The sequence below is a fragment of the Bifidobacterium saguini DSM 23967 genome (genome assembly GCF_000741715.1).
Classification (GTDB): Bacteria; Actinomycetota; Actinomycetes; order Actinomycetales; family Bifidobacteriaceae; genus Bifidobacterium; species Bifidobacterium saguini.
In genome coordinates, this window is the sequence record NZ_JGZN01000007.1 from 246,598 (window position 1) to 260,855 (window position 14,258).

The 14,258-nt window shown below is 57.1% G+C and carries 10 protein-coding genes; 3 read left to right on the top strand and 7 right to left on the bottom strand.

Annotated features, from left to right (window positions below; all coding sequences use genetic code 11):
• The first annotated feature begins 222 nt into the window (after window positions 1-222).
• The 3 genes from BISA_RS05580 to BISA_RS05590 all read left to right on the top strand — a co-directional run bounded on the left by BISA_RS05580 (window position 223) and on the right by BISA_RS05590 (window position 5,706).
• Complete coding sequence (locus tag BISA_RS05580; protein WP_081890027.1) at window positions 223-2,877, top strand: YhgE/Pip domain-containing protein; 2,655 nt, start codon at window positions 223-225, stop codon at window positions 2,875-2,877.
• Window positions 2,874-5,036 carry a YhgE/Pip domain-containing protein gene (locus BISA_RS05585; protein ID WP_033890690.1) on the top strand — a complete coding sequence of 721 codons (2,163 nt, stop codon included), beginning with the start codon at window positions 2,874-2,876 and terminating at the stop codon, window positions 5,034-5,036. The genes BISA_RS05580 and BISA_RS05585 overlap by 4 nt, the downstream gene beginning before the upstream one ends.
• A gap of 133 nt (window positions 5,037-5,169) precedes the next feature.
• Complete coding sequence (locus tag BISA_RS05590) at window positions 5,170-5,706, top strand: TetR/AcrR family transcriptional regulator (RefSeq protein WP_161786491.1); 537 nt, start codon at window positions 5,170-5,172, stop codon at window positions 5,704-5,706.
• A gap of 10 nt (window positions 5,707-5,716) precedes the next feature.
• Here BISA_RS05590 and BISA_RS05595 read toward each other — a convergent pair whose 3' ends face one another.
• The 7 genes from BISA_RS05595 to BISA_RS05625 form a co-directional block, all read right to left on the bottom strand.
• On the bottom strand, window positions 5,717-6,259 hold the full coding sequence (locus tag BISA_RS05595) for an FMN-binding protein (RefSeq protein WP_033890691.1): 543 nt from the start codon (window positions 6,257-6,259) through the stop codon (window positions 5,717-5,719).
• Window positions 6,260-6,355: 96 nt separating this feature from the next.
• On the bottom strand, window positions 6,356-7,159 hold the full coding sequence (locus BISA_RS05600) for an ABC transporter ATP-binding protein (protein WP_033890803.1): 804 nt from the start codon (window positions 7,157-7,159) through the stop codon (window positions 6,356-6,358).
• 33 nt (window positions 7,160-7,192) lie between these two features.
• Window positions 7,193-8,599 (bottom strand): ABC transporter permease, encoded by a 1,407-nt coding sequence (locus tag BISA_RS05605; protein ID WP_033890693.1) that lies wholly within the window; start codon window positions 8,597-8,599, stop codon window positions 7,193-7,195.
• Between the two features lie 120 nt (window positions 8,600-8,719).
• A complete protein-coding gene (locus tag BISA_RS05610; protein ID WP_033890694.1) occupies window positions 8,720-10,123 on the bottom strand; it encodes an ABC transporter permease in 1,404 nt (467 codons plus the stop codon).
• 21 nt (window positions 10,124-10,144) lie between these two features.
• The gene (locus tag BISA_RS05615) at window positions 10,145-11,422 is read right to left on the bottom strand and encodes a DUF2318 domain-containing protein (RefSeq protein WP_033890695.1); all 1,278 of its coding nucleotides are present in this window, start codon (window positions 11,420-11,422) and stop codon (window positions 10,145-10,147) included.
• A gap of 93 nt (window positions 11,423-11,515) precedes the next feature.
• Complete coding sequence (locus tag BISA_RS05620) at window positions 11,516-12,208, bottom strand: iron transporter (RefSeq protein ID WP_081890028.1); 693 nt, start codon at window positions 12,206-12,208, stop codon at window positions 11,516-11,518.
• 126 nt (window positions 12,209-12,334) lie between these two features.
• Window positions 12,335-14,137 carry an FTR1 family iron permease gene (locus tag BISA_RS05625; protein WP_033890697.1) on the bottom strand — a complete coding sequence of 601 codons (1,803 nt, stop codon included), beginning with the start codon at window positions 14,135-14,137 and terminating at the stop codon, window positions 12,335-12,337.
• Between the last annotated feature and the right edge of the window lie 121 nt (window positions 14,138-14,258).

Below are 14,258 nucleotides of genomic sequence, written 5' to 3' on the forward strand. Positions count from 1 at the left end.
CCAAGTATTTAGACACAATGCCCAGCGACGCACGGTTACTCTGTACGATATCGCTGGGCATTGCCATATCTGCGCACATCCACCACATCCAACCCCAGAATTTCCCGGCACTGTATTACGCTACTCAATGCGTAGCGCTACGCTAAACGTATCGCTACGGAAAACGTAGCGCATGATATTACGCGCAATACAGCACAGCACAACAGCTCCGGGGGTAGTTCAGTGGGCAACATTCTCAAGGTCCTCAAGCGCGACTTCATGCGCCTGTTCAGGGTACCGACCTCGTGGGTGATTCTCATCGGCATGGTGTTCATTCCGCCGCTGTACTCCTGGTACAACATCATCGGCTTCTGGAACCCGTACGGCAACACCAAAGGCATCACCGTGGCCGTGGCCAACAACGACGCCGGCACCGACAACGCCCTCATCGGCAAGCAGAATCTCGGCGGCCAAATAGTCAAGCAGATGAAGAACAATGATCAGCTCGGCTGGACGTTCGTCTCCGAAGCCGAAGCAATGGACATGGTGCAGTCCGGCAAAGCCTATGCCGCCATCGTGATCCCCAAGAACTTCTCCGATTCGCTGGCTGGAGTCGTGACCGGAGGCGAATCCACACCCACACTTGAGTATTACGTCAACGAAAAGGCCAGCGCCATCGCCCCTAAGGTAACCGATGTGGGCGCCTCCACCGTGGATCGCACAGTAAATTCCACGTTCGTCTCCACAGTCTCCAAAGTACTGACCGAAACCATCAACAAAGTCGGGGACAAGGCACTCGCTACCGGCGACAAAACCAAGTCGAAAACCGTCACGTCGTTGAACGAGGCCTCCAGCGATGTACAGCGCACGCGCGACACCATCGCCAAGCTGCAAACCAAGCTGGATGACGCCCCCAATAAAACCCGCACCGCACGTCAGGCATTGGAAGATGCGCGCAAGCTCGGCATCGATGCCGCCGAAGGATTGGCCGGAACGTCCAAGCTCATCGGCACTGCTCAAAACAGCATGAACAGCTTCGTCACCTCCACTTCCGGAGCACTGGACGAAGGTTCAAGCCTCTTAAGCCAGGCCGCCGCCCAAGCCAACCAGAATATCGGCACGGTCACCGGTGCCATCAATGCCGCGAACCAGCAGGTTGGCGGCATGATCAACACCGCCGAAGATATCAACCAGGCGAATGCAGATATTCTGGCCACCCTGAAGGAATTGCCAGGAGCCAATCAGGAACCACTGAAATCAGCCATTGACCAGCTGGAGAAGCGCAATAGCCAGCTTGGCAACACCCTTGGCAATCTCAATAGCCTCAACACCACTATCGGCAGTGCATCCAAGAACACCGCAGGTTTGGCGAACAATCTCAACACCACCACGCAAACTACGCTGCAGGCCACCAACGAGGCCCGCAGCACTCTGGTTTCCGGCTCGCTACCACAGCTCAACAATGGTCTCAACACTCTGAGCACCACCGCAACCACCCTTTCCAACGACATCACATCCCAGGATTCGCTGATCAGCCAATCCAAGGATGCGCTCGATCAGTTGGATAAAGCTGCCGCCTCCACCAAAACCGCGCTCACTGATACGGATAAGGCACTGGCAACCGTGCAAACCAAGCTCAGCACGCTTGCCACCGATATCAAGGCAATGAGCATCTCCACATCGCTCGGTTCGCTAATCGATAGCGATGGCTCACTTGACGCCAGCAAAATCGCCGATTTCATGATGTCCCCCACCGTGATCAATGAGAAGACCATCTACCCAGTGTCTTCCTATGGCTCCGGCATGGCACCGCTGTTCACCACATTGGCCCTGTGGGTGGGCGCGTTCGTGCTCGTGGTGATTCCAAAGCTCGAAACAGACAACGAAGGCATCGAAGATCTCACACCTACGCAAGGCTACTTGGGCCGCTTCTTCCTGCTGGCCACGCTTGCCTCCGCGCAAGGCCTGGTAACCGGCATTGGCGATCTGGTGCTTGGCATGCAATGCGCCAGCATTCCGGTATTCCTACTCACCTGTTGGATTACCTCGCTGGTGTATATGTCATTCATCTTCGCGCTTTCCACCACATTCATGCATGTGGGCAAGGGCGTGTGCGTAGCTCTGGTGATTCTGCAGGTGCCGGGCGCCTCTGGCCTGTATCCAATCGAGATGATGCCAAAATTCTTCCGCGTCATCTACCCGCTGCTGCCATTCACCTACTCTATTGATGCAATGCGCGAAACCATCGGCGGCTTCTACGACGGTCACTGGTTCGGCTACATCGGCAAACTGCTGATCTTCGCCGTACTCGCCTTCCTGCTCGGCCTTGTAGCCCGCCCGAAGCTGGCTAATCTGAACCGTCTGTTCGCACGCGAAATCGAAGAAAGCGACATGATTCTCGGCGAACCGGTGCACATCGAAGCCAGCGAATACAAGGTCACGCAGGCGATTTCCGCACTGGCCAACCGTACCGAATACAAGCATGCGATTGAACGCCGTGCCGCCAAGTTCACCCAGCAGTATCCGAAGCTGCTCTTTGGCGCGCTCATCGCCGGATTCGTGGTGCCGGCCATCCTGATCATCGTCTTCTCCCTGACCACCAGTGAGAAGATCGTAGTGATGGCCACTTGGCTCGCTTGGGTGCTGATCATCATCGGCTTCCTGATGGTCGTGGAATACATGCGCGATTCCATCCGCCGTCAAACCGAGCTCGGCAATCTTTCCGACGAATCGATTCGTTCGATGTTGTACGGCCGCCATGCCGAATCCTCAACCGGAAGCAGCGATGCCCCCACTACCCGACTGCCGAGTCTGGCCGGTAAGAATCTCTCCGAGCTGACCAATATTCCGAACCTTCACGGCATTGCCCAGAACAAGGAAGGCAAGCACGCACGATGAACAAGATCTGGAAACTGTTTATTGGAGACATCAAGCGTCTGACCAGCAATGTGGTCTCCATTATTATCGTGATCGGCCTCGTGATGATTCCTGGCCTGTTCACCTGGTTCAATGTGGCCGCCTGCTGGGATCCGTTCTCGAATATGTCGAATCTGAAGTTCGCCGTGGCCAACGTGGATGAGGGCTACCGTTCCGACCTCATTCCGGTGAAGGTCACCGTGGGCGATCAGGTGGTGAATGCATTGCGCGCCAACAGTCAGCTCGACTGGACCATCACCTCCAAGGATGACGCCATCGATGGCGCGAAATCCGGCAAGTATTACGCGGCCATCGTGATTCCGAAGTCTTTCAGCAAAGACATGATGACCTTCTTCTCCGATGATGTGCAGCATGCCAAGCTGACCTACTACCGCAACGAGAAAAAGAACGCACTGGCCCCGAACCTGCTCAACGAGGGCACGGATGAGGTGGCTGCGGAAATCAACACCACGTTCGCCAAGACCATTACCTCTGCCGGCTTGGAGATCGCCTCTTCGCTAGCTAATCAGCTCTCCAAGCCGGAGGCCAAGCAGCAGCTGACCGCATTCAACACGAACATAGCGGATTTCGCTACCCAGCTGGGTAGCACCGCGGACATGCTCGGCACCTACAGCGCGCTGACTGATTCGGCGCAAACATTGTTGGAAACCTCGAACGGGCTTATCAAACAGGCTTCCGGCTCCGCATCCACTGCCAGCAAGAACCTCAAAAGCGCTAAGAAGGGCGTGACTGAGGTGGCGGGTGCGCTGAACACCACTACTGACGCGATGAGCAAGGCGCTGGACACGAGCGCCAGCAGCTTTGGCGCGGTGTCTGATTCGATTGACAGCCTGTATCAGGATGCGAATAATGGCTCCACCACAGTGGCTAAAGAGCTGGACTCCCAAGCTGCTGCGGTGGCGGATCAGATAACGCAGTACACCGCGATTCGCGATACGCTTGCCGGCATTCTGGGCGACAATGCGGCCGTGGTCAAGGCTCTGGACCGTTCGATTGCCCGCCAGACCAAGTTGAAGGATGCGTTGAATGCTGCGGCTACCGATGTGCGTAATAACAATGCGGAAGTGCAGAACAAGCATCAGCAGGTCAAGGGTCTGGCCAATCAGGCGAAAAGCAGCATTGCCGGCGTGAAGTCGGATTTCGCCACGAATGTGAAGCCGCAGATCGAGGCGCTTGCTTCTTCTGCATCTGATGCTTCCAGCATTCTGCAATCCGGTTCGGCGCAACTTAAAACCACGCTGGGTGATGTGGAGGACGCTTCCGGTGATGCCAATACGATGCTCGCGGATGCCCGGTCCACATTGGATAAGGTATCTTCCAAGCTGCGCAAGGCCGGCGATGAACTGACTTCGTTCAATGGCAAGCTTGCTGATGCACTGAACAGTGGCGATATGAGCATGGTCAAGGAAGTGCTGGGCAATGACCCGGAGGCTTTGGCCAGTACGCTGGCAGCTCCCGTACAGCTTAAGCGCAAGGCCGTGTTCCCGGTGGAGAACTTCGGTTCTTCGATGGCGCCGTTCTATACGCTGATTCCACTGTGGGTGGGCGCTCTGCTGATGGTGGTCACGTTGAAGACCACGGTGTCTCGCAAGATTCGCCGTGAACTTGGCGATCCGCGACCGCATCAGCTGTTCCTTGGCCATTACGGCGTCTTTGCATTGATTGCTTTGATGCAGTCCACGGTCTCGTTGGCCGGCGATCTGTTGTTCCTGCATGTGCAGGCTGTGCATCCACTGCTGTTCATGCTGTCCGGCTGGCTTGGCTCTCTGGTGTTCTCGTTCTTCACCTACACGATGGTGGTGAGCTTCGGCAATGTGGGCAAGGCCATTGGTGTGCTCATGCTGATTGTGCAGATTTCCGGCGCGAATGCCGCCTATCCTGTGCAGATCTTGCCAGACTTCATTTCCAAGGTGAGCCCGTTCCTGCCGTTGACTCATGTGGTCACGATGATGCGAGCTGCCATCGCCGGTATCTACAACTTGGATTACTGGAAGTCGGCCGGTCTGCTGCTGCTCTTTGTGCCGCCGCTACTGCTGCTCGGCTTGCTGCTGCGTAAGCCATTGGTGCGATTCAACCAGTGGTATGTGGCGCAAGTGGAAAGCACCAAGGTGCTGAGCTGACAGCAAAGCCTTGCAAGGCAGTCACATTATGAAGAAAGAAGAAGTCATGGAAAGCGTATCCGGCACTGCGGCATTGGCTGCTGCGCCTATGCCGCGTTCCGAACGCAGGCGCGAGGCCACGGATCGTAAGCTCATGCATGCCACGTTGCAGATTGCTGTGGAGCGCGGCATCAGCGGTGTGACCATTGAAGAGGTGGCACGGCGTTCAGGCGTGGCCAAAACCACCATTTACCGCCGATACCATAATTCCAATGAACTGCTGCGCGGCATCAGCGCCATGTATTTGGTCAATGCGGAAGATGAGCTTTCACCAGCGCTAAGCCCCACGCGCGAGCATTTCACCTTGATGTTAGGCAAATTGGTGGATTGGGTGCGCACGAATAACATCGATGTGCGCAGCGTGGGCATTGTGCTCTCCAGCGAGGCTGAATTCTTCCACCATATCGTCGATCAGGTGGTGACACCGTGGCTTGGCAAGCTCAGGAGCTTCCTGAATTTGGGGGTTGCAGAGGGCGTGTTCCGCACCGGTCTTGACGAACGACTGCTGCTTTCCACGATTATCGGCTCGCTGGTGGCATATGAGGCCATCGACCAGCATCCTACTGACAGTGATATCGCTGCATGGCCGCAGCGCATGACCAATCTGCTCTGGCCCGCGCTGCTGGCGTAGCTACTCTTGATTATTGCTGAATGGAGGCTTCCTGGCGGGCAATTTCCAAGGCCTTGTTGAAGGCGTCGGAAGTCCAGCTGGCTCCCGCCACCTTGTCGACCTTGAGGTCCTTCAATGGTTTGCCGTCCACCACGCCATTGATGGCCTTGGCGAAGGCATCCTGATGATTCTTGGAGATGGTGGTGAACGGGTGGCCGACAATCTCCACGTTTTCGACGTTGCCATCCTTGATGGTCAGATGCACGTCGATGGAATCCTCGCCCACCGGGCCATACTGGCCGTTGATGGAGTAGTCGCCATCCTTGTAGTTGCCCGTGTCCTTCTTATCGGACGTGGTGCTGGAGGACTTATCCTGCGAAGAATCCGATGAGCTGGAATCAGAACCGTTCGACTGCGACTGCTCCTCCTGGGATTTCTCGGTCTCACCGGAGTTGCCGGCGTAGGAGTCATCCATAGGCGTGGCTTTGGATTCGCCGCAGCCAGCGAGCAGAGCGCCGGCAACCACCAAGCCGGCGGCCGCCAATGTGGCGGACTTCTTCAACGTGTTAGCCATACCGTTTCACCTTAACTAAAGACTCGCCTTCGGCGAGCGTGTCACATCACTTCACGACTGTCGTCGTTCAGCCAACTCTACGAATAACCCACTGGGTTATTCGCTTAACAAGTTGGCCGTTTTCGCGGCCTTGGTGGGGTCGGCGAAACCGATGGCAGTCTCGCCGGTCTGAGCGCTCTCCACTTTAGCGCCAGTGGAGGCCGGCTTGCCACCGGCAGCTTCGTAGGCTTCTCGAGCCTTCTCGTCATTCCATTTCTCACCCACGAGCACACCGTGGTTGAGCATAATCTCACGTTCGGCGCAGCTGGCCACCAGCGCATCATGAGTGACCACGATAATCGTGGTGCCCTGCTCATGCAGCTGGCGGAACAGGTCGAGCACGATCTTCTCGTTCTTCTCATCCAAGTTGCCGGTGGGCTCGTCAGCCAAAATCAGCTTCGGCTCATTGATCAGTGCGCGTGCCACGCATACGCGCTGCTGCTCGCCACCGGAAAGCTGGCCGGGCAGATGGTGGGCGCGGTCCTTCAGGCCGACCTTTTCCAGGGCCTCCAACGCCTGCTTCTCATCGACTACGGAGTGGTAGTACTGTGCCACCATCACGTTTTCTACTGCGGTCAGATGCGGCACCAGATAGAACTTCTGGAATACCAAGCCGATGAGGTTTTTGCGCACGTCCGCAAGCTGACCGGCGTTCAGATCTTCCAACTTGCGGCCTTCAAGCTTCACCGAGCCCTTGGAAGGCGTATCCATGCAGCCAATCATGTTCATCAGCGTGGTTTTGCCGGAACCGGACGAGCCCACGATGGCCAGCCATTCGCCTTGCGGCACGGTGAGGCTCAGGTCATCCACGGCATGCAGGTCGCCGTAGATCTTCGAGATATGGTCAAGCTCAAGCAGCATATCCATGATGTTTCTCCTGATTTTCTAGTAAGTCTATTCTTCGCGCAGCACGACGGCCGGGTCGATGCGGGTGGCGCGGTGAACCGGTGGAATGGACGCGATGACGGCAACCAAAGCGGCCAGAATCACCGAGCCGGCGGCCAGCCACCAGTTGAAGCCGATGGAACGGTCGAACACGGCAACACACAGCCATTGCGCGAGTCCGAAGCCGATGGTCGTGCCGAGCAGACCGCCAATCAGGCCATACATGGCTGATTCCACATAGAATTCAATGCCGATGGCTGCGGAGCTTGCACCAAGCGCCTTGCGCAGGCCGATTTCGTTGCGGCGCTGAGACACGATCGAGCTGATCGTGGTGCCTACGCCCACGAGGGTAAGCACCAGCACCACCAACGACACAATCCAGAACAAGGTCTGCAGCATCGTGATGATGCGCGTATCGGAAGAGGTGATCTTGGTGACCGGCTGGGCCTTGACATGCATGGAGGTCATGCTGTTGATGCTCTTGACTAAGGCGTTCAGGTCTTCAGTGCCGGCCGAGTATTCGATAACGTCCACACCACGCGTGGTGCCGGTGAGCTTGGTGACGTCATCGTTGGTGGCGTAGATGATGGAGTCTTCGCTGCCGCCCGTGTCTACGATGCCGGAGACGCGGAATTCAGTGCCGGAGGTGTCCATGATGTCGCTGGAGACACGGCCGTCTTGGGTTTGCTGGCCGGATTGGCTGCCAGTAGTAGAGGAGTTCGCAGAGGACTGCGAACCAGTATTGTTGGAGGTCTCTCCCTCAGTCTCCGCATTCGCGGAGCCAGCTCCCTCATCAGAGGGAGCCGAAGCGGAACCGCTCGTGCCCTGATCCGACCCAGCAGCACTATCCGAGGGAGCCGAGGTGGAACCGCTCGCGTCCGTATTCGCTGAGGAATCCGAAGCGGAGGTGGAAGTGTTGTCGGAGGCGCGGTAGCCGATGGTGATGCGACCGCCGACTTCGAGGCCCATTGCGTCGGCCACATCGCGGCCAATCAGCACTTTGCCAGCGGACGGCCATTTACCATCCACTACCCAATGATGGTTGAGATTGCGCACTTCCGCGGTATCAATGCCGGCCATCACATACGGTGCTGCGTTCACACGCACGTTCTCATATCGATAGGTGGCGTGTTTTTCGGAACCCTTGGCAGCCACCATTTCAGTGGTGTGTTTCACCATTGCCGAATCAATGCCAGTTTTACCGTCCGCACCGGATTCGGTAGGCGTCACGATAAGGTTCGCGCCATACGCGCGCATCTCCTCATTCATCTGCTGCGGCACGGCGATGCAGATCATTGCCAGGCAGAACAGCGTGGCAGCACCCACCAGAGAGGCCACCACAGCCATCACTGCACGCGAACGGCGACGGAACACCGCACTGAACAGCATTCTGAAGAACATACCGGTATTCGTCATCGGCACTCTCCTTTCGCATCCCTACCGGCTCCCTTTGTCAGGGGAGCTGTCAGCATAGCTGACTGAGGGGTAGTCAAAACCAGAACAGTCCCTTCATCAGAGGAGGCCAAAGTATGGAACTCAGCGACCATGAAGTACCTCCGCAGGCTTCAGACTCAGAATCGAGCGAATCGACGAAGCGGAAGCCAGCAACACGGTTACCGCAAGCAGCACGAACACGAGCACGAACACCATCGGGCGCATCGTGATGCCTGAGCCGAACACCACATGGCCTATCAGCTGTGCCACACCTGAACCGAGCCCAGCACCTACCACGGCACCAAGCAGCGAAATCGCTGCGGTCTCAGCCATCATCAGGCGAGAGACCGCACCATCCGTAGCACCAATCGCCTTCAAAAGCGCCAGTTCAGCGGATCGTTCGCCGATTGATGCAACCATCAGATTCGCCACGGCCACGGCCGCCGCAATCAAACTCAGCACAGTCATCAGAATCATCACTGCCTGCGTTTTTTGCAGCACATTGCCTTGCAGTGCTGCCACCTGACGCACTTGCTTGGCCACAGCGCCCGGAATCACTTCTTCGATTTGGTAGGCGATCGAGCTTGGATAAGCGGTGCAGTACCAGGTTTCCCACTCGTCCTGGCTCAAAGCAGCCGGATTCTTGGCCGCTTTGCGAGCCAAATCGTTTTCCGGCGTGGTCAGCGCCTTGACTTCGATCTTGTTCACCGAATCCGGCAAATCGGTCAAATCCTGCAACTGATTCGAGGAGACGTACATCGCACTGTTGTCGTCGTCACCGGAGTCGTAAACGCCAACGATCTTGAAGTCAATGGACTTATCCCCGCGCATCAGCGATACCGTGCCGCCGACCTGTACTGCGGCCTCGTCTTCATGACTCTGTCCGGCGTTCACGCCGAGTGACTTGGCCAGATCCTTGCCGATGATGGCTTCCTTGGTGCCATCCTTCGGCCAGCGGCCCTGCAGCGTCCACCACGAGCGCATGCCTTCGACGCCTACCACCGTGGTCTCACCGGAAGGCAACTTCAGCTTCTTGTTGAACCAAGTGCCCACCACGGGAACGTTCTTTTTCGTGGGGTAGTCGGCGAGACTGACCGACCAACCGTTGCCCTCGGTCACTGGCTTGGTGTTGATGGCGGTGACGTGCTGGTTCAACTCAGGCGCAAAGTTCGTGATGTTGAACGCCCAGAAAATCGTCTTGATTTTGGCGGCATCTGATTCCTTCAGGAACGAGGTCGGATCGCTAGCAGATGCAGAACCACCTGAAGTGCCGGCATCGCTGCCCTCGGTGTTGTACAGGTCAGACACCACAGCATCAGACTTCGGCTGCACGGTGATATTCGAGCCGTAGGTAGACAATTCGGCGTTGAGCTTATCGCCCACGTCGAATACGACGCCCAGCATCGAAACACTGACCGTGGCGGATAGGCACACGGTGAGTGCGATGAGCAGACGCCTGCGCAACTGGCGTGTGAACGACCGCGCAATCATTCGCAGAAAGAACATGATTCTTGCCTCCTGCCTTGATCACTGGAAGTGGACGCTCAGGGCATCCAGATCCGTGGTTTGAATAGTGATTTTGCCGTTGCCGGTCTTGTATGGGAATGGAATCGGGTTGCATCCACCCTTGAAGCCGATGGTTGCCAAGTTGATGGCCACCTCGCACTTCTTGCAGATGATCTTGCCGTTCTTCTCGTAGTAGCCGGCATCACCGCAGTTCTCGCAAGCGTCAAGGCCGATGCCGTATGCGCCGCCGTTCTTGCGGATGATGATGAAGCGCATCACGGTACCGTCTTTGGCCTTGTATTCAAAGCGATGCAGATGGCCGTCCTCCACTTGGGTGAACGGAATCGTGGCCACGCCGTCCTTCAGCGAATAGGACTCTGGCGGAGATAGCGTAATGGTTTGGTGCGTGGCGGCCACGCCTACGGTCAGCGTTGCGGTGACGCCGATGGCTGCGATAAGGCTCCAGACTGCAGCAGCGATGGCGTGGCGGCGGAACGCCTTATGCCGGCGCAATGTGGCTTCGTTCGCACCGGGCACATCGTGGGTCTTCATACGGAATCCGGCCACCACGGAAGCCACGGCGGGAATCAGGAACACCAACGCCTGCGCCATGATCATCGAGGAATTCTGGTTGATGGACCAGGCTAGAGCCACGAACATCGTGTGATTCATCGGGAAGCCACGAGCCTGCAAGATCTGCGCGAGACCGGTGAAGTGTTGAATCAGCAGAATAACCATCATGGTCACAACGGCCACGGTGAACGCCCAACGCACTGCGGTGGTGCGCATGGTGCGGAAAATAGCTGCCACGATAATCGACATTGCCACACCAAGCAGGAAGCCCAACGCGCGCAGCAGCATGGCGGAAGTGAACGCGGTCTCCCCCGGTTCAACCCAGATGGTGAGCTGCAGAATCACGTCCGGCAGTGCGTAAAACACCGTGAGTGCAATCTGCACAGCGGCTACAGCGTTGGCTATGTGCATCCAGAGCTGATGCTGAGCCCAGTTATGAGTGATGAGATGCGCGCACAGCACCACGGCGAGAGCGAGCACATCGACGATAACGGCAACGATCAGCACCGGATAGTTGATAAAAGTACGTTGATTGATGACTGCAGTGGCGCGTAGGGCCGCAAATACGATGGCGGCGACAATGCCGAAGCCCAGCCCCCACAGTCTCCAGTAGGCGCTCAGCGGCTTATCGCGGCCTTCGCCCACTGTGAGCATTACACTCAGGCACATGACCAGCAACGCTGGGGCAAGCGTCCCCGGCATCACCGCAACGAATTGTTCCAGCATTCGCGCCCTTTCTTAGATCTCTAAAGTTAAGTCCCACAAAACAGCGAAAGCTCCCCTCGTGCGGAGGGGAGCAATTTCGCTACATAACGGTAATCACCACTGGCGAGGAGTGTAATCCCAGTTGTCGAAGGTGACTTCGATCGGCTCGGTCCAGAAGTGGCCCTTGACACCGGTCTCAGGATCCACGTGGAGCATCCAGCCCTTAGCAGCCGGGGACTCGATGGAGAGCTTGAGCTGGTAGGTGCCAGCCTTGTCGAGCTTCACGTTAGCACCGTAGTGCGGGCCGTCGGAAGCGTTCATCTGCATGAAGGTACCGGAGGTGGCGGTGCCGCCTTCGACTTCCTTGCCGGTGGACTTGTCGATGATGGTGTAGTTCACAGTCAGATCCGGCACGAAATCACCCTTGCCATAGCCGAGCTCGGTGCCCTTCTGGTTGGCATGGATGTCAGCCTCAAGATGGAAGGAAGCGTCAGCAGCCTTCAGACCCATAGAAGCCGGCTCCATATCGATTGGCTGGAAGTACACAGCACCCACGGTCAGCGGGCCAGCGTCCTGATCCTGCTCTTCAGCGGTGCCGGACGGGCCGACCGGGACCTCTTCGAAACCAGCGCCGGAATCGGAGGAGGAGTCGGAAGAGTCGCTCTTGGAAGAGTCGGAGGACTGGGAGGAGGAGTCGCTCTTGGTGTCAGAAGCGGAGTTGGTGGAACCGCAGGCGGCCATAGACAGGGTCATGGAACCGGCGAGCAGCAGGCCAAGCAGAGCGGCCAGTTTCTTGTTCTTCATCATTTCTCTATTCCTTATCTCTGGTGAATTCGGGATTCACGTTTTGTTATTGAGTTTTGAGTTGCGCGGCTCGGATTGGAATCGAGTCCAAGGCCGTGCCGCAAGTCTGTTGTTATGTTGGGGGGGCGGTTACTTCGCAGCCGACGCCGGAGCTGCCGCAGCCGACGCCTTCAGCTTGCGCTGCTTGATGAAGCCGACCACAAACAGTGCGATCACTGCAACGGCGGCAAGTACCTGAGCCACAATGCATTCGACGTACGGGTAGAAGCCGAGCCAATCATTGGTAGGCACGCCCTGCAAGTAGTTGGCAGGCAGTGCATCGCCCTCGATCAACGCGTGCACGCCGCCGCCTGCGAAGACGACCACAAGCACGGACATCAGAATCGAGGTGACCAGGAAGAACGGACCGATCGGAATCTTCACGGAGGTGAAGCGGATGATCAGGAAGATGATCACCAGCACCACGGCCGCGGCGATGCCGCCGGTCCACATGCCTTGGGAATCCTGGCTCATCGAGTAGATGGACTGGTAGAAGATCACGGTTTCTGCGCCTTCGCGGAACACGGCGAGGAAGCTCAGCATGGCAAGGGACACAATCGTGCCGAATGCCACCTTTTCGCCGGCCTCCACCTGCGAGGAGACGGACTTGACGGCAGCTTCGGTCTTGTTCTTGATGTAGCGGTTCCACGCTTCAACGGAAGATTTGTTGAGCATCCAGTTGCTGGTCCACAGCAGCATGCCCATAGCAATCAGCGCGCAGACGCCTTCCATGATTTCCTGCTGCGGGCCGGAGCCGCCGAACAGCAGTGTGAAGATCACGGCGATGATGCCGGAGCCGGCGAGACCGGCGAGCACACCCACGTAAATCCACTTGGTGAAGCGCTTGTTGCCGGACTTGACGAGGTAGGCCACCACGGCGGCCACCACGAGCAGGGCTTCAAGGCCTTCGCGAATCAAGATCAGGAATGCCTGGCCAACCGCGCTGGTGATGAACTTGGTGAAGCCGCCTTCCTTGTCGGCAGCGCCACCATCGAGGATGCCCGCGTCCTTGACCAGCATGGCCTTAAGGTCGTCAATCAGTTTCTTGGTGTCTTTCAGGGATGCGCCGGTGTTCATGGACTTGCGGCACATCTTGAACTGGTATTCCACCTGCGAGACGCGGTTGCCGCTGATGGCGTTCATCACGTTCTTTTCGAAGCCAAGCTTCTCGTAATACTGGTAGTAGGCGTTGTTCACCAGCGTGGCACCCTTGGCCGCATCACCGTTCGCGTAAGCCTTGTATGCGTTGTCGAGAATCGGGGTCATTTCGTTGGCCACGTCGGTCCAGGAACGGTTGCCCTTGCCCGGATTCTTCTTCTTTTTGGCGTCGAGCTCCTTGCGCTCTTTGGCCAGCTGCTTCTGCAGGGCTTCGGCGTAAGCCTTCGGCTTGGCAAGATCAGCGTTGGCGTCAAGCTGCTGAGCCGTAGCGTCAAGGTCGGCCGTCAGCGCATCAATCTGCTGGGTAAGCTGATCATCATTGCCGGGAGTGTAGGAAAGATTTTGAATGCTTTGGAATGCCTGCTGCTGGGAGAGCTGCTTATCCGCACCGATGGTGTCGTGCACCACGGCGGTGAAGTTCGAGGCCACGTAAATCTGGTTGTAGGCGGCCATGAAAGCGGATGTGGAACCAGCGGTGTTGCCGTCCTTATAAGTCTTCTGGCCTTCCTCCAGCTTCTTATCCATCGCCTTGGAAACCTCAGCCCAAGTGGCATAGTCAACACTGCCGGATGAGCTGCTATCAGCGAAGGCCTGCGGTACGGCAGCCACGGCAGGCGCAACAGTAGCGACCACCAGAGCGAACAGGAATGCTATCGCAGCCAGAACGCGCAGCTGACGTACGCTGTTATGCTCAGCGGATTGTGCAGCAGACTGTACGCGGGCGCGACGAACCATGCCATATTCCTCTCTCTATGAACGGCCTTAGAACCAAAACCAACTTCACAAATTACAGAAAAACTTTTTTTGAAAAACAGTCTTGATTTTTTTGATAGTGCGAGGTAATTAAGGCACTGTT